The sequence below is a fragment of the Leptobacterium meishanense genome, assembly GCF_037645805.1.
In the GTDB taxonomy this organism is placed as follows: Bacteria; Bacteroidota; Bacteroidia; order Flavobacteriales; family Flavobacteriaceae; genus Leptobacterium_A; species Leptobacterium_A meishanense.
In genome coordinates, this window is record NZ_JBBEXE010000006.1 from 33,300 (window position 1) to 48,895 (window position 15,596).

The window sequence follows — 15,596 nt, forward strand, 5'->3', positions numbered from 1 at the left end:
ATGCTCAATAATAAAACTGTTATAGGAAGTGAAGAATGGGTTTCATTACCAGGACTCGCTATTCCTGCTATAAAAGTACGTGTTGACAGTGGCGCAAAAACTTCGGCGCTTCATGCTGTGAACATTCAGCCATTTCAACGAAATAATGAAACCTGGGTTACTTTTGACGTTTTTCCCGTTCAAAATAATGGTAAGAAACTGATCCACTGTGAAGCATTGGTTATCGATAAACGGATCATAAAAAGTTCTACAGGAAACAGGGAGAGCAGGTATGTAGTCCGTACTGTACTCAAAGTAGGTGATCAGAGTTGGGATATTGAAATCACCCTTACCAACCGCGATACTATGGGATATCGAATGCTTCTTGGCCGTGAAGCTATGAAGGGAAAAATGTTGGTTGACCCTGAAAGTAGTTTTTTATTAGGTGACTTGACTGATGAGGAAATCGATGCGAAATACAAAATCAATGTCAATAATTACTCCGGTTTAAAAATTGGGCTATTGGCAAGCAATCCTAACCTATATAGTAATAGAAGAATTATTGAAGCAGGAGAAAGATTAGGTCATGACGTACAGTTCTACAACATTCGCCAATGTTATATGAAACTGGATGCTAAAACTCCCGAAATCCATTACAGAGGTGGAAAAATACTGAATGATCTGGATGCTATAATCCCAAGAATAAGACCTAGCATGACGTATTATGGCTGTGCCTTGACTCGTCAGTTTGAAGCACTCAACATATACTGTCTAAATACTGCTGCTGCTATTAGCCAATCTAGAGATAAACTATACTCCCTCCAATTATTACTAAACAATGGGATAGGTATTCCTACTACCGGGTTTGCCAATTCTCCTCTCGATACCAATGACCTTATTAAAATGGTTGGAGGGTCACCTTTAATTATAAAATTACTAGAAGGAACACAAGGAAAAGGTGTTGTATTGGCCGAAACAAAAAAAGCAGCAGAAAGTGTGGTTAATGCGTTCAAGAGCTTAAATGCCAATATACTAGTTCAAGAATTTATAAAAGAAGCCAATGGAAAAGACATTCGGTGTTTCGTGATCGATGGAAAAGTAGTAGCAGCTATGCAGCGTGAAGCTCCTCCCGGAGAATTTAGGGCCAACATGCACTTAGGAGGTACAGCATCTATCATAAGAGTCACCTCGGAAGAGAAAAAAATTGCCGTGAAGGCCACCAAAGCTATGGGACTAAGAGTAGCCGGTGTAGATATCATCAGGTCTTCCAAAGGCCCTTTATTACTAGAAGTAAATTCTTCTCCTGGACTGGAGGGCATCGAAACGGCTACTGATAAGGATATAGCCTCTTTGATGATCAAGGCTATCGAGAAAAACGTGAAACACAAAATTGCTAAATAAAACTAGCTAGCGGTTTCTTTACGTTTAAAGATGAAAATAGCCTGTTTATCTATTTTTTTCTCCATTAAACGTTTTTTACAATACATTTATCGATGTATGTAATTGATAATGTAATGATTACGATCTATTAACGACTTTTTTAGTGTAACAAACGTTAATTTTCCCATAATGAGCAAAAAAATTAATTTTAACTTTGGTTCTTTAGAATTTCACGACTGCTACGCAATTGGGATAATCAATGAAGGAGAAAACGTAAGGTCGGATGAAAACCGACATTTAATAACTATGTGTGCCGAAAACTATTTAAATAAGCCATTTGGGTACATATACAATCGGACAAATTCATATTCTATTGATCCTACTATATATCTGGAAACTTCTAAAATGCGAAACCTTGTCGCAATAGCTGTTGTTACTTCCAATAGAATGCAGCGATTGAATGTAGAAATTGAACGTATTTTCTTTAATAAACCTTTTGAGCACTTTAATACCGTTGAAGAGGCAGAAGTATGGATGCGAAAAATGGTAATACATGCTAATCGTCAAGAAAGAATTCTTCAATCTCAAAACTCCTGAGAAATGCTACCGTTTCTACTATATCAGTATGTAGTATGCGGTCATTAGCGATAAACCCTACACTTTCCCTATACTTTTTCAATAATTTTTCCAGATAAGGTGCTGTTTTTACAGGTTCCCTAAATACTAGTGCTTGTGATGCGCTCATTAGTTCTATCGCTAATATTTTTTCTACATTATCAACAATTCTTTTACACTTAGTAGCTGCATTAGCTCCCATGCTCACATGATCCTCTTGCCCGTTAGAAGATACAATGCTATCTACGCTTGCAGGAGTAGCTAGTTGCTTGTTCTCACTAACAATACTTGCTGCTGTGTATTGTGGGATCATTAACCCTGAATTCAATCCAGGGTCATTTACCAAAAAGGTAGGAAGCCCTCGGGAACCTGATATTAAATGAAATGTTCTTCGCTCCGAGATACTTCCCAGTTCTGCCATAGCAATAGCTAAATAATCCAATGCTAGCGCTAGTGGTTGTCCATGAAAGTTTCCGCCTGAAATAATAGCATCAGTTGCTTCAAATATGTTTGGATTATCAGTAACTGAGTTAATTTCTGTCTTAAATGTTTTTTGTACAAAATCTAAGGTGTCTTTTGTTGCCCCATGCACTTGTGGAATGCACCTGAATGAATATGGGTCTTGTACATGGTGCTTTTTTAATTCTGATAACTTACTGCCTTCAATAATTCTTCTCACCTTCTCAGCAGTTTTTATCTGTCCGCCATGAGGCCTTATATGATGTATTCGTTTATCAAATGGTTCTAATCTTCCTAAGTAGGCATCTAAAGACATACTTCCTATAATGTCTGCTATGTGAGAAAGCTTATATGATCTGGACAGAACAGTTACACCATAGGCGCTCATAAATTGAGTTCCGTTAAGCAACGCCAATCCTTCTTTTGCCTGAAGGCCAATAGGTTCCCAACCAAGCTTTTTCAAAAGCTCTTCACTTCTTATTTTTTTTCCTTCATAATATACTTCTCCCTTTCCTATAAGCGGAAGTGCCAAATGTGCAAGTGGCGCTAAATCTCCAGATGCTCCCAATGAGCCTTGTGTATAAACTACAGGGTAAATGCCATTGTTAAAAAAATCAATAAGCTTGTTTACAGTTGCTAACTGTACTCCGCTATGCCCATAACTCAATGATTGTATTTTTAGAAAGAGCATTATTTTTACAATCCGTGCAGGCACTTCCTCTCCCATTCCACATGCATGGGACATTACCAGATTTTCCTGTAACTTGGCTAAGTGATTTTTGGATATTTTTACGTTACATAAAGAACCAAAACCGGTATTAATACCATAAACAGGCTCTTTTTGCTTTGAAAGTCTATTGTCCAGATATGATTTACACTTTTCAATATTAATTTTTGCTTCATCCGACAGTGCTAACATTTTACCGTTGTCAATCGCACCATTTATAGTGGCTATATCCAATATGTCAGAACTTATATAATGTATTCCTTTTTTCATGAATGATTAATGGTTATTTTGTCTTTAGATATAATAGTCCTATATGCTTCCCCTATAGCATCTATCAATGCTGTTGCTGTAAGTGCTTCCTCTCCATGTTGGGCTGCTGCACAATCACCCGCTTTTCCATGAAGGTACACTCCAAAAATAGCTGCTTTTAAAGGGTCATGTCCTTGTGAAACAAGTCCGGTAATCATTCCCGCAAGTACATCGCCACTTCCAGCTGTAGCCATCCCCGGATTTCCAGTAGTGTTAATATACAAATGATCTTCATTTATTGTGATTGTATGAGCTCCTTTAAGTACCAAAATAACAGCATGTTTTTGAGCAAATGCCTTAGCTTTCTCTAGTTTATCGAAATCGTTCTCCCATGTTCCTATCAAACGTTCTAATTCTTTCGGATGTGGTGTTAAAATAGACTTTGGTGGTAACAATTGAAGTCCTTTCTTTTGCTTTGATAATATATTCAATCCATCTGCATCAATTACTAAAGGGGCCTTATTTCCTTCGAGAAACTTCAAAAAGGCTTCTTTTGTTTCATTGCTGGTGCCTATTCCCATTCCTATACCTACAACTGTAGGGGTAAAATCGTATATGATCTCCGATAGTACATCTTTTCTTTCATCTGTTAAAACCATCACTTCTGGAACAGCTGTTTGCATAATATCATAACCGCACTCTGGCACATATGTTGTGACCAACCCAGCACCAACTTTGAGGCATGATTTGCTCGACAATACTACAGCTCCTATTTTACCATAACTCCCTCCAACAATGAAACTGTGTCCATAAGTCCCTTTATGGGTAAACTTTTCTCTAGGTCGATACAATGAATGGGCTGTATCCTCAATTACCAAATGTATGTTTGATTTTGTGTTTTTAATAAAATCCATATCTAGCCCGATATCCAATACCTCCCAATTCTTTATATATTGCCCTGTTTGGGGTAAAAAGAAGACCAATTTGGGTAACTGGAACGTCCATACATGGTCTGCCTTTATTACTGCTTCCTGATTTTCAGGAACCGCATACATATACATTCCCGATGGAATATCTATCGAATAAATAAATGCTTGTGTTTGGTTTAGGTATTCTATTAATGCAGCAACCCATGTATCCGGCTTTCTATTTAAACCTATTCCAAAAAGAGCATCTACGATAAGGTCATTTGCCTCTATTTTTGGAAAATCTTTCTCATTTGAAATTATTGTAGGTTCATAATTAAGTGATTTTAAACGATCCCTGTTTATCTGAAAATCTTTGGAGCGCTGTTGGCTAAAATTCACCTCATAAGCTGCCACATCATAACCCTGTGCTTTAAGCAACCTACATAGTACCAATCCGTCGCCTCCATTATTGCCCGTGCCACAAAAAATATGAATTTTTGGTTTTAATTCTTTATGACTTAAATGAAACGAATTAAAACAGCAAGTAGCTGCACGTTCCATCAATTCATCACTTGTGATTTTTTGTTTCTGAATTGTGAATTTATCAGCTTCATAAAGTTGTTCTACTGTTAATATATTCATTTTACAATAAAAAAGTTTTGAACCAATAACTTAACAAAAATATGACAACTATTTATACAGGATAGTAAATGTACTATTTTTAGTGTGATAACATGAAACAAATAACGACAAGCAAGTATAAAAATGCTATGTCTTTAGAGTTTGTATTTATTTTTTTAATATTGGGGATTTTATTAATGATGAACCATTAACTTTTAATATTTATATTAAAAATAACTTACAAAAAAGATGATTGTTATGTATAAAATGTAAAAAGGAGGTCTTATTTGTTATATTTTATCCACCACTACTTTATACGTTGGATCTTCAAGAACATTGACATCTATTATCTCTTCTGCATTTTTGAGTAGTTTTCTGCAATCTTTGCTTAGATGTTTCAAATGCACTTTCTTTCCTACTTTTTGATACCGTTCTGTAATTTTGTTGAGTGCTTCTATAGCCGACATATCTACGACACGACTTTCAGCAAAGTCAATAATTATTTCATCGGGATCGTTTAATATATCAAACTTTTCATTAAATACAGTGACAGATCCAAAAAATAAAGGCCCATATATTTCATAATGCTTTACGCCGTTCCCATCTACATATTTCCGAGCCCGAATCCGTTTGGCATTATCCCACGCAAAAACCAACGCTGCAATAATAACTCCAATAACTACTGCCAAAGCCAAGTTATGAAGTACTGCTGTTACCAAAGTAACTAGTACCATTACAAAAATATCAGATTTTGGCATTCTTCTAAATGTACGCAAACTAGCCCATTCAAAAGTCCCTATGGCCACCATAATCATCAATCCGGTCAGTGCTGCCATAGGCAACTTCTCTATCAGGTTAGCTCCAAACATAATAAACACCAATAGCATTACAGCTGCTACAATACCTGATAGCCTAGCTCTTGCTCCGGAAGAAATATTAATCAAACTCTGCCCAATCATGGCACATCCGCCCATACCTGAAAAGACTCCGGAAAGTATATTAGCTGTCCCTTGCGCTACCGCTTCCTTATTGCCCCTACCTCTTGTTTCTGTAATTTCATCAATAATATTCAATGTCAATAGACTCTCTATCAAACCAACACCCGCCACAATACCGGCATAGGGTAAAATAATACTGAATGTTTCTATATTCAGTGGAACATCGGGCATATGAAATGGAGGGAACCCCCCTTGAATGGAAGCCATATCCCCCACTGTTTTGGTATCGATACCCAATAAAATAACTACTCCAAAAACGACCAATATGGCTACCAATGATGCAGGGATAGCTTTACTAATTTTAGGTAATCCCCAAATAATGAGCATGGTAATGAGTACCAAAATTAATAATGTATGCAAAGGTGTTCCCGTCAACCATTGACCTGAGGCATCTTTAAATTGATCTAATTGTGACATAAAAATTATAATAGCCAGCCCATTGACAAATCCAAAAATAACAGGGTGAGGCACTAAACGCATTAATTTTCCTAATTTTAATACCCCGGCTATCACCTGAATAACCCCTGCCAAAACAACTGTAGCAAAAACATATTCTACCCCATGTGACTTTGCTAAAGCGGCAATAACTACGGCAACAGCTCCCGTAGCCCCTGAAATCATTCCGGGACGCCCTCCAAATACAGCCGTCACAAAACCCATTACAAATGCCGCATACAGTCCAGTTAATGGCGAAAGGCCTGCTATTAAGGCAAAAGCAACTGCTTCCGGTATAAGTGCCAAAGCAACTGTTAACCCCGATAGAACTTCTGTTTTATAATTAACTTTCTGGGATAAATCGAAAAGATTAAAATATTTTTTCATTCAATTCAAAATGTGTCGTTCCTGATTTTATTTTTAAGCCAACAAAAGTAACATTTTCAAGATCATAAATATCTTTTATTAAATATAGATAAAACCATCATGAACATATAAAGCGTGTATATCATTAGGATAAATAATGTAGTCTTTTGAAAAACAATTAAATAAAACAAAAAAAATAACTTTATTTAATTATATAACATTATATTTGCAGATTATACTAATTTATTAACTTATTTATAATGATAAAAGGAACAGTAAAATTTTTCAACGAATCAAAAGGTTTTGGTTTTATTACGGAAGAAGGATCAAAGAAAGAACATTTTGTTCATCATTCCGGTTTAATTGATAATATTCAGGAAGATGACGTTGTAGAATTTGAATTACAACAAGGTAATAAAGGATTGAACGCAGTAAATGTCAAAGTAATTTAATATATACGCTTTAATTTTTTATAAAAAAGGCCTGTCATATATGACAGGCCTTTTTCTATAGTAGTTAAAGCTTATTAAAAAATAATACAATTAATTGTTTAATTAAAAAATGTAAAGTATATTTGTCATATTGTAAAATATATTTAACTTTTAATATAATTAATTATGAATAAAAAACAACTGCTAGAATGTGAGCGCAAACGAATTCAAAAACTTAAACTTCTACCTAATGTATACAAGAAAATAGGTTGGGGCTTATTGATAACCGCTATTATTGTACTCATTGCATTAAAACTAATCCCTGGTGAAATAGAAATAGCAAAGGATATAACCAAGAAAGCATTATTGGTTTCTTTACTATTCCTTTCTGTTTCGAGAGACAAAATTGAAGATGAGTTAACAATAAAGTTACGTGCACACTCTTATTCATTAGCCTTTGTTATGGGGGTCATCTATGCATTAATACAGCCTTATATTACCTATGTAGTAGCGTTTGTGATCAAACCCGAAAAAGCTGCTTTCACCGAATTAGACGGTTTTGTCATCCTATGGTTTATGTTGATCGTTCAATTATTGTTCTTTTATGTGCTAAAAGCTACCCGATAATGCAGAATAAGATAAGAATAGAACGGGCTATCTTAGCTATTACACAAGAAGAATTGGCTAATAAGATCGGTGTTTCAAGACAAACCATTAACTCTATTGAAGCCAACCGATATGTACCCTCTACCGTACTAGCATTAAAAATGGCAAAAGTGTTTGGAAAAACTGTCAATGAGTTGTTTCAATTGGAAGAAAGCGATTAAATTAACCGCTCTATATCCTGTCAGTTCAAGCTATTTTTCAATAACTTTGCGCCAATTTTGAAATGAAATCTATGAAAAATACGGTCCTTACCAAAACACATATTGCCTTGGGGGCAAAAATGGTTTCTTTTGCAGGATATAATATGCCTGTTCAATATGATGGTGTAACTGTTGAACATGAAGCTGTACGTGATAATATAGGAGTTTTTGATGTAAGTCATATGGGTGAATTTTTGGTCAAAGGTGATCATGCATTAGCACTTATTCAAAAAATATGTAGTAATGATGCATCTAAATTGATAGATGGGCAAGCACAATACAGTTGCATGCCAAATGACTCAGGAGGGATTGTAGATGATCTAATTGTTTATAGGCTGAAAGAAGATGAGTATTTGCTTGTAGTAAATGCTTCCAACATTGATAAAGACTGGGAATGGATCAATAAACTTAATACTGTAGGGGCTAATTTGGTCAATATCTCTGATAATTTTTCATTACTTGCTATTCAGGGGCCAAAAACATTAAAAGTCATTCAACAACTCACTTCAATCAATTTAGAAGCTATAAAATATTATCATTTTGTCGTGGGCGATTTTGCCGGTATTGAGCATGTTATTATATCAGCAACCGGTTATACCGGAAGTGGTGGCTTTGAAATCTATTGTCACAACGAACATGTAGAACAAATATGGGATCGGTTAATGGAATTAAAGGTAAAACCCATAGGATTGGCTGCCCGCGATACCTTACGGCTCGAAATGGGTTATTGCCTCTATGGAAATGACATAGACGATACTACCTCTCCTATTGAAGCCGGATTAGGATGGATTACCAAATTCAACAAAGAATTTACCAACAGTAAAGCCCTTAAAAAGCAGAAAGAAGAAGGCGTATCCAGAAAATTAATTGGTTTCGAACTTCAAGAACGGGGCATCCCAAGACAGGGCTATAACATTGTAGACAACAATGGTAATCGTATTGGAAATGTTACCAGTGGAACCATGTCCCCCACACTTGGAAAAGGCATTGGGTTAGGGTACGTTCCTTCAGAAATGGCTTCTCCGGAAACTACTATATATATCCAGATACGAAAAAATGCAGTACCTGCGAAAATCGTAAAGCTTCCTTTTTATAAAAAGAAAGACTAAGTAATTTTAATTAAAAGTCAACTTTTAATGCGGATACTGATTCTGGGAGCAAGCGGATTTATAGGGAATACTTTATATAAAGAGTTTTGCTCTTATTTTGATACCTACGGAACGTATTTCACAAATAAATCTTACGCTGAAAATGGGCACTTTTATCCCTTCGATTTTGAAAAAGAAGGAATTGAGTCATTGATAAAATCCATACGCCCTACACACATTATTTCTTGTGTACGGGGAAATTTTGAAGCACAAATCGCACTACATGAAGAGCTTGCCGTATATGCTTCATCGTCTAGATGCAAAATTATTTTTCTATCGTCAGCAAACGTATTTGATGCCTTTACTAATTATCCTTCCTATGAATATGACAAAACGCTCTCTGAAAGTATTTATGGCCGACTGAAAATTAAAATAGAAAATATTTTATTAAAACTTCCTGAATCGCAATATATCGTTGCAAGGTTACCTATGGTTTTTGGACATGCCTCTCCCAGGATAAAAGAACTTAAAAAACACCTGGACCAAAAAGAACCTTATGAAATCTTTCCTAATTTGGTTATGAACACTACTACTGCTAATAAACTAGCGCAACAAATTCATTATATTATCAACCGAAAGAAAAAAGGGATATATCACCTAGGCAGCTATGATCTTATACATCATGATGAATTTATACGCGAACTTGCCAAAAAGCTAAAACACAAAGAACCGCTGTTCAAAAATGTATATACCTCTAATTTTGATCGTTTTTTAGCAGTTCTTCCAAAAGATAATCTACTCCCTAAAAACCTTCGTATTACCTGCCAGGAAGTTATTAACGAGAGCACAGAACTTTATTCGGATTAACCAGTTATTCTTTTATTTTTATAAAACAGCAATTTCGTTAAATTTACACTCTAAAAACACATTTCTATGGGAAGAGCTTTTGAATTTAGAAAAGCACGAAAAATGAAACGTTGGGCTGCCATGTCCAAAGCATTTACACGTATAGGGAAAGATATTGTAATGGCCGTACGAGAAGGTGGCCCACACCCTGAATCTAATGCACGCTTAAGAGCTGTTATTCAGAATGCCAAAGCTGTTAACATGCCAAAAGACAATATAGAACGAGCCATAAAAAAAGCTTCTGATAAAAATACTGAAGATTACAAAGAAGTCCTTTTTGAAGGATATGCCCCTCATGGCATTGCTGTTTTGGTAGAAACAGCTACTGATAACAATAACCGAACAGTAGCAAATATCCGTAGCTATTTTAATAAATGTGATGGTAACTTAGGAACGAGTGGATCTGTAGAATTTATGTTTGACCACACTTGTAATTTTCGAATCAATCCAGAAGGAATTGATGTAGAAAAATTAGAGCTCGAATTTATTGATTTTGGTGTGGAAGAAGTTTTTGTAGATGACGATGGTATCTTACTCTATGCGCCTTTTAATAGTTACGGAATCATTCAAAAAGAGCTGGAAAACAGAAACATTGAAATCCTTTCTTCCGGTTTTGAACGTATCCCTCAAATGACTAAAAAATTAATCTCGGAACAAATGGCAGATGTGGAAAAATTACTGGAAATGATAGAAGAGGATGATGATGTGCAAAACGTATATCATACCATGCAAGAAGCTTCCGAATAATGATCAATTAATTTTATCTCTTAACCCCATGTCAGGATTGCATCAATAAGTGCGACTAATATTAAAATATGACCATGAGAAACTACTTTTTTTTTCTATTCATAGTTACTTCCTTTTATAGCTATGCACAAAATATGAATACTGATAAAATTGGAGAAATTATATACCGTATAGCGGACAGTGTACAAGTGAATGGAAATGCATGGCAGTTTTCATATAAAGACCGTATTCTCATCTGTATCACTGATGAGAATGCAAACCGCATGCGTATCATCTCTCCCATTGCAGAACGTAGCAAACTAAGTGAAGATATGCTTCTTAATGCCCTCGTGGCCAATTATCACACCGCATTAGATGTAAAATATGCAATCTCAGATGAAATCATGTGGTCTATATTTGTACATCCACTAAAAGAGCTTTCAGAAGCCCAAATAGAAGATGCTATTTCCCAGGTATATTATGCCAATTATACCTTTGGGTACACTTACTCCAGCACTTCGCTTGTGTTTCCCGGAAATGAGAAAAAGAAAGAACCAGAGGAAAAATTAATAGAGAAAAAGTTCTAAATCTAATATTTATCATTTTTTCATCCTTTTCTTTTGATTAATTTTATAAACACAACACATAAAGAAAATATAATGAGAAAAATAATTAGCATTGTTATAGCGGCTGGGTTGATGGGCTGTTCTTCAACAAGTTTGATTAGCAGTTGGAAAAATGAAAATAAACCAAGTTTTTCTCCAAAAAAAACATTAGTGGTGGGCATGACGCAAAACTTATCTGCAAGGCAAAAGTTTGAGTCCTCGCTAAAAAAAGAATTTCTTGAACGAAACAGTATTGCAGAAGAAAGTCTCATCGAATTTGGACCTCATTTCTCACACAGTCAAAAATCAGAAGAAGAAATTAAAAATGCTGTGGAAGAATTAAGAAAAAAAGGATATGATGCTGTTTTAACAACTGTAGTGAAAGGTGTTGAAAAGAAAACTAGCTATACCCCTGAATCACTTGGCGTACAGTATCGAGGAACACGCTTCGGACGTTATTATTTTTTATATCAAGACATCTATTATAACCCCTCCTATTATAAAGAATACAACGTATATCGGGTAGAAAGTGCTTTATACGATATTAAAAATGACTCTCGTGAACCGGTATGGGTTGGAAATTTTGCTATTACTGACCCTGCTAATGTGGACAAAACTGTAAAAGATTATGTAAAAGCCATTATTCAGGAACTGGAGAACCAAAAATTAATATCTAATATCAATTATTAAGTGTAAGCAGGGATTTTTCCTGTTACTCCTTTATAAAATGCTCTCATCGAATCAAAATCAGCCTCTTTATTAGCTGTCGGATAAAAAGGTTCGGATATTTTTACCTCTTTTTTACCATAATCAAAAGCCACCATTACAATGGGGGCTTCAGCTTCTTTTGCTATGTAATAAAAACCTGTTTTCCATTCCGTGACTTTTTTTCTTGTTCCCTCAGGAGCCATCGCCAACCTAAACTGATCCCGGTCTTTAAATAATGCTGCTATTGCCTGCACTTTATTCTGCCCGGAAGTACGATCGATAGGCGCCCCTCCTGTCCATTTGAAATACCACCCAAAAGGTGGTTTAAAAAGTTCTTTTTTTGCAACATAGTTTATTTTTAGCCCGATTAAACTCCTAACATAAAGGCCTAGATAAAAATCGTGCCAGCTGGTATGGGGTACTACAATTATTACACATTTTTTAAGGTTAGGAAAATCCCCTGTTAATTTCCATTTCATTATTTTGTAAAAAATAAAACCTATTATTTTCCTAAGCATTATTGTTTTATTTGGTGAATTATGTTTTAAACAAATTCCAAAATTTGTTTAAGGGTATCTACCGTACGATAACCCCCATTGTCATCATCCTCATCTACCTCTTCATGAGTCCAAGTAGTATGAAAAGGCACATGAATAGCCTTTGCGCCAATATTTACCAAAGGTAAAATATCTGATTTTAGGGAATTTCCGATCATCAAGAATTCCGATACTTCTATTTCAAGGTGTTCTAGCAAATTTTGGTAGTTTGCTTCTTTTTTGTCGCTTAACACTTCAATATGATGGAAATATTCGGACAACCCTGACTTTTCCAATTTTCTTTCCTGGTCTAGCAAGTCTCCTTTCGTGAGCAATATCAAACGGTATTTTTTACTGAGTATTTGTAACACTTCTTCAACACCATCCAAAAGTTCTACCGGCATAGAGATCATTTCTTTTCCTAAATTGATAATCTCTGAAATAACCTCTGTCTGAATCTTTCCGTTGGAAAGGTCAATGGCCGATTCTATCATGGAAAGCATAAAACCTTTAATACCATAACCATACACTCCCAGGTTTTGCATTTCCATTTTGAATAGTTCCTGATCTATTTTATTTTCTGTTTCATATGCAGATAGTAGTTGTGCAAACTTATGCTCAGTTTCTCTAAAATAGGTTTCATTTACCCATAAAGTATCATCCGCATCAAAACCTATTACTTTAATTGCATTATAGTTCATTTTGAAAATATTTTTGAGCATTTTTCAAATCTTCAGGGGTATCTATCCCTATTCCGGAGATGGGGGTTTCTACCATCTTTATTTTTTTTCCATGCTCTAAATAACGTATGGCTTCTATCTTTTCTGTAGCCTCCAGAGGGTGCATGGTCATTTTCGGGAAATCAATCAATGCCTGCTTCCTGAAAGCATAAATCCCTTTGTGCTTAAAGTAGCGTACTGCTGTTTCCTTATCTCTGGGATATGGAATTGGAGAACGTGAAAAATACATAGCAAAGTTCCGTTGATCAACAATTACTTTCACTATGTTTGGGTTCTTAATTTCTTCCCAATCTGTCATAGGTGTCATTAGCGAAGCCAAGTCTATCTCTTGATTGGAATCATTATTAAAAACTTTTAATAATCTGGCAAGGCTTTCTGTATCAATAAACGGTTCATCTCCTTGTACATTTACTATAATATCTACCGCTAATTTCTCTGCGGCTTCTGCTATACGGTCGCTACCACAGTCATGCTCTTTTGTGCTCATAATAGCTTTTCCACCATTTCTAGTTATTTCTTCAAAAATGACAGCACTATCAGTAACTACATAGACTGCATCAAAGAGGGTTGTACTTTCAGCAGCTTCATATGTTCGAAGAATAACAGGCTTTCCCCCCAGGTTTTGCATAAGTTTTCCGGGAAAACGAGAGGCCTCATAACGGGCAGGGATCATTGCTATGGTTTTCACTTGCTGCTTTTTGTTTAAATAACTTTCAAAAATAAGTGTTCTAAATGGATTTTTATTTTCCTAAGCCTACTTTTAATAACGATCATATGAAAAAATCATCTTTAAAACCTATAAGGTACAGCTGGTTTTTGGCACGTGTAATTGCTGTATAAAGCCACCGCAAATAATCAACATCTATGCCGTTAGGCAGATAGGGCTGCTCAATAAAAACGGTTTCCCATTGCCCTCCTTGTGATTTATGACAGGTAATGGTATAAGAAAATTTTACTTGAAGCGCATTAAAGTGTTTGTTGTTCTTCACTTTTAAAAACTTTCGGTACTTCGATGTTTCTTCTGCATAATCTTTCATAACTTCTTGATAGAGCTTGTTAGATTCTTCATATGAAAGTGCCGGGGTTTCTGAGTGGATGGTATCTAATAACAGAACCGTTTCAAAAGGCTTTTGGTTGGGGTAATCCACCATTCGGATTTTTACTTCTGCAAATTTAAATCCATACAACTCTTTGATGGCAAAAATTTCCAGAATCTCGATAATATCCCCATTAGCTATAAAACCGGCTTCTGATGTTGCTTTTAGCCAAAAATAATTGTTCTTGACTACCATCATATAATCGCCTACGGCCAGTTCATTTTCAAGAAACAATATACGGCTTCTTATTTGTTGGTTATATTGGTTTGCACGCTTGTTTGAACGAACAATAATAACCGTTTCTTCTTTTCCATTTTCCCTATAAGCTGTGTCAATGGCCTCTTGTATTTCGTGTCCGTCAACAAGCCTAATAATATCCGTAAAACCATTTAGTTGGAATTGAAAACTTTGTGTGATTTTTTGTTCTATCTGTTCTCTTAAATTAGTAGCGTTTAATAATATTCCTGAGTCTTGTTCTTGGCGAACTACCTCATCAAGTTCCATTTGAACAACCTCCTTGTTATAATTCAGTGAAAGCGTACCGGCATTCAATGCCGGGCTTATGGACAGGTTTACCGGTGGTAATTGTGCAGTATCCCCAATCAAAATAAGCTTGCAGTTATGCCCTGAATAGACATAATAAATTAAATCATCTAACAGTGACCCGTTCTCAAATAGTTTAGAGTCACCTTGCATATCAGATATCATAGAAGCTTCATCTACAATAAAGAGTGTTTTCCTGTGTTTATTAGGTTGTAGTACAAAACTAACTCCTCCACTTTTTTGTTTTCTTGGAAAGTAAATACTTTTATGTATCGTAAGTGCGCCTTGCCCTGAATAGCTAGTGATTACTTTTGCTGCCCTTCCGGTGGGAGCTAATAGTACAAATCGTAGTGTAGCCCGCCATAAATTAGTAACCAATGTGCTTACAATGGTTGTTTTGCCTGTACCAGCATACCCTTTTAAGAGAAATAGTTGGTTATGGTTTGCTTCAAAAATAAAATCGGAAAGTTGTTGTAATACAATATCTTGCTTTAAAGTAGGTGTATGGGGAAATTTTTCCTTTAGCAATTTATAAAAAGAAGATGTATCCATGAAGCTTTTTTCCTTTTCAAAGTTAATGATGTTTTTTAAGGCAAAAACTTTCATGAATAAA

17 protein-coding genes are annotated in these 15,596 nt (G+C 35.5%); 10 read left to right on the top strand and 7 right to left on the bottom strand.

The window, feature by feature from the left end; genetic code table 11:
• Together rimK and WBG21_RS07490 are read left to right on the top strand one after the other, a co-directional pair.
• A complete protein-coding gene (gene rimK / locus WBG21_RS07485; RefSeq protein ID WP_340076434.1) occupies nucleotides 1-1,380 on the top strand; it encodes a 30S ribosomal protein S6--L-glutamate ligase in 1,380 nt (459 codons plus the stop codon).
• A 168-nt stretch (nucleotides 1,381-1,548) separates the two neighbouring features.
• Nucleotides 1,549-1,956: a hypothetical protein gene (locus WBG21_RS07490; RefSeq protein ID WP_340076436.1), complete on the top strand. Its 408-nt coding sequence runs from the start codon at nucleotides 1,549-1,551 to the stop codon at nucleotides 1,954-1,956.
• On the opposite strand, the gene hutH is transcribed toward WBG21_RS07490, so the two are convergent.
• The 3 genes from hutH to WBG21_RS07505 form a co-directional block, all read right to left on the bottom strand.
• On the bottom strand, nucleotides 1,916-3,430 hold the full coding sequence (gene hutH / locus WBG21_RS07495) for a histidine ammonia-lyase (protein ID WP_340076437.1): 1,515 nt from the start codon (nucleotides 3,428-3,430) through the stop codon (nucleotides 1,916-1,918). The two genes, WBG21_RS07490 and hutH, sit on opposite strands and share 41 nt — an antisense overlap.
• A complete protein-coding gene (locus tag WBG21_RS07500; RefSeq protein ID WP_340076439.1) occupies nucleotides 3,427-4,959 on the bottom strand; it encodes an NAD(P)H-hydrate dehydratase in 1,533 nt (510 codons plus the stop codon). The genes hutH and WBG21_RS07500 overlap by 4 nt, the downstream gene beginning before the upstream one ends.
• A gap of 269 nt (nucleotides 4,960-5,228) precedes the next feature.
• Nucleotides 5,229-6,758, bottom strand: a complete 1,530-nt coding sequence (locus tag WBG21_RS07505; RefSeq protein WP_340076441.1) for a SulP family inorganic anion transporter — start codon at nucleotides 6,756-6,758, stop codon at nucleotides 5,229-5,231.
• Nucleotides 6,759-6,997: 239 nt separating this feature from the next.
• On the opposite strand from WBG21_RS07505, the gene WBG21_RS07510 reads away from it, so the two are divergent.
• The 8 genes from WBG21_RS07510 (at nucleotide 6,998) to WBG21_RS07545 (ending at nucleotide 12,049) form a co-directional block, all read left to right on the top strand.
• On the top strand, nucleotides 6,998-7,189 hold the full coding sequence (locus WBG21_RS07510) for a cold-shock protein (RefSeq protein WP_340076443.1): 192 nt from the start codon (nucleotides 6,998-7,000) through the stop codon (nucleotides 7,187-7,189).
• A gap of 165 nt (nucleotides 7,190-7,354) precedes the next feature.
• Entirely contained in the window at nucleotides 7,355-7,795 is a 441-nt protein-coding gene (locus WBG21_RS07515; protein WP_340076445.1) for a hypothetical protein, read from the top strand.
• Nucleotides 7,795-7,995, top strand: coding sequence for a helix-turn-helix transcriptional regulator (locus WBG21_RS07520; protein ID WP_340076447.1), 201 nt, complete (start codon nucleotides 7,795-7,797; stop codon nucleotides 7,993-7,995). The genes WBG21_RS07515 and WBG21_RS07520 overlap by 1 nt, the downstream gene beginning before the upstream one ends.
• A 71-nt stretch (nucleotides 7,996-8,066) precedes the next feature.
• The gene (gene gcvT, locus WBG21_RS07525; RefSeq protein ID WP_340076449.1) at nucleotides 8,067-9,143 is read left to right on the top strand and encodes a glycine cleavage system aminomethyltransferase GcvT; all 1,077 of its coding nucleotides are present in this window, start codon (nucleotides 8,067-8,069) and stop codon (nucleotides 9,141-9,143) included.
• A 27-nt stretch (nucleotides 9,144-9,170) separates the two neighbouring features.
• A complete protein-coding gene (locus WBG21_RS07530) occupies nucleotides 9,171-9,989 on the top strand; it encodes a sugar nucleotide-binding protein (protein WP_340076450.1) in 819 nt (272 codons plus the stop codon).
• A gap of 66 nt (nucleotides 9,990-10,055) precedes the next feature.
• Entirely contained in the window at nucleotides 10,056-10,775 is a 720-nt protein-coding gene (locus tag WBG21_RS07535) for a YebC/PmpR family DNA-binding transcriptional regulator (protein ID WP_340076452.1), read from the top strand.
• 134 nt (nucleotides 10,776-10,909) lie between these two features.
• Nucleotides 10,910-11,341, top strand: coding sequence for a hypothetical protein (locus tag WBG21_RS07540; protein ID WP_340076455.1), 432 nt, complete (start codon nucleotides 10,910-10,912; stop codon nucleotides 11,339-11,341).
• 72 nt (nucleotides 11,342-11,413) lie between these two features.
• Nucleotides 11,414-12,049, top strand: coding sequence for a hypothetical protein (locus WBG21_RS07545; protein ID WP_340076457.1), 636 nt, complete (start codon nucleotides 11,414-11,416; stop codon nucleotides 12,047-12,049).
• On the opposite strand, the gene WBG21_RS07550 is transcribed toward WBG21_RS07545, so the two are convergent.
• The 4 genes from WBG21_RS07550 to WBG21_RS07565 all read right to left on the bottom strand — a co-directional run bounded on the left by WBG21_RS07550 (nucleotide 12,046) and on the right by WBG21_RS07565 (nucleotide 15,535).
• On the bottom strand, nucleotides 12,046-12,546 hold the full coding sequence (locus tag WBG21_RS07550; RefSeq protein ID WP_340076459.1) for a 1-acyl-sn-glycerol-3-phosphate acyltransferase: 501 nt from the start codon (nucleotides 12,544-12,546) through the stop codon (nucleotides 12,046-12,048). The two genes, WBG21_RS07545 and WBG21_RS07550, sit on opposite strands and share 4 nt — an antisense overlap.
• Nucleotides 12,547-12,611: 65 nt before the next feature.
• A complete protein-coding gene (locus WBG21_RS07555) occupies nucleotides 12,612-13,304 on the bottom strand; it encodes an HAD family hydrolase (RefSeq protein WP_340076461.1) in 693 nt (230 codons plus the stop codon).
• Nucleotides 13,294-14,016, bottom strand: coding sequence for a 3-deoxy-manno-octulosonate cytidylyltransferase (gene kdsB, locus WBG21_RS07560; RefSeq protein ID WP_340076905.1), 723 nt, complete (start codon nucleotides 14,014-14,016; stop codon nucleotides 13,294-13,296). The genes WBG21_RS07555 and kdsB overlap by 11 nt, the downstream gene beginning before the upstream one ends.
• A gap of 97 nt (nucleotides 14,017-14,113) precedes the next feature.
• Entirely contained in the window at nucleotides 14,114-15,535 is a 1,422-nt protein-coding gene (locus tag WBG21_RS07565; RefSeq protein WP_340076908.1) for an ATP-dependent DNA helicase, read from the bottom strand.
• Nucleotides 15,536-15,596: the final 61 nt, after the last annotated feature.

Bases quoted from the DNA above. Each gene is read 5' to 3' on its own strand.
- rimK (WP_340076434.1), top strand. From the start codon at position 1: ATGCTCAATAATAAAACTGTTATAGGAAGTGAAGAATGGGTTTCATTA.
- WBG21_RS07490 (WP_340076436.1), top strand. From the start codon at position 1,549: ATGAGCAAAAAAATTAATTTTAACTTTGGTTCTTTAGAATTTCACGAC.
- hutH (WP_340076437.1), bottom strand. From the start codon at position 3,430: ATGAAAAAAGGAATACATTATATAAGTTCTGACATATTGGATATAGCC.
- WBG21_RS07500 (WP_340076439.1), bottom strand. From the start codon at position 4,959: ATGAATATATTAACAGTAGAACAACTTTATGAAGCTGATAAATTCACA.
- WBG21_RS07505 (WP_340076441.1), bottom strand. From the start codon at position 6,758: ATGAAAAAATATTTTAATCTTTTCGATTTATCCCAGAAAGTTAATTAT.
- WBG21_RS07510 (WP_340076443.1), top strand. From the start codon at position 6,998: ATGATAAAAGGAACAGTAAAATTTTTCAACGAATCAAAAGGTTTTGGT.
- WBG21_RS07515 (WP_340076445.1), top strand. From the start codon at position 7,355: ATGAATAAAAAACAACTGCTAGAATGTGAGCGCAAACGAATTCAAAAA.
- WBG21_RS07520 (WP_340076447.1), top strand. From the start codon at position 7,795: ATGCAGAATAAGATAAGAATAGAACGGGCTATCTTAGCTATTACACAA.
- gcvT (WP_340076449.1), top strand. From the start codon at position 8,067: ATGAAAAATACGGTCCTTACCAAAACACATATTGCCTTGGGGGCAAAA.
- WBG21_RS07530 (WP_340076450.1), top strand. From the start codon at position 9,171: ATGCGGATACTGATTCTGGGAGCAAGCGGATTTATAGGGAATACTTTA.
- WBG21_RS07535 (WP_340076452.1), top strand. From the start codon at position 10,056: ATGGGAAGAGCTTTTGAATTTAGAAAAGCACGAAAAATGAAACGTTGG.
- WBG21_RS07540 (WP_340076455.1), top strand. From the start codon at position 10,910: ATGAATACTGATAAAATTGGAGAAATTATATACCGTATAGCGGACAGT.
- WBG21_RS07545 (WP_340076457.1), top strand. From the start codon at position 11,414: ATGAGAAAAATAATTAGCATTGTTATAGCGGCTGGGTTGATGGGCTGT.
- WBG21_RS07550 (WP_340076459.1), bottom strand. From the start codon at position 12,546: ATGAAATGGAAATTAACAGGGGATTTTCCTAACCTTAAAAAATGTGTA.
- WBG21_RS07555 (WP_340076461.1), bottom strand. From the start codon at position 13,304: ATGAACTATAATGCAATTAAAGTAATAGGTTTTGATGCGGATGATACT.
- kdsB (WP_340076905.1), bottom strand. From the start codon at position 14,016: ATGATCCCTGCCCGTTATGAGGCCTCTCGTTTTCCCGGAAAACTTATG.
- WBG21_RS07565 (WP_340076908.1), bottom strand. From the start codon at position 15,535: ATGGATACATCTTCTTTTTATAAATTGCTAAAGGAAAAATTTCCCCAT.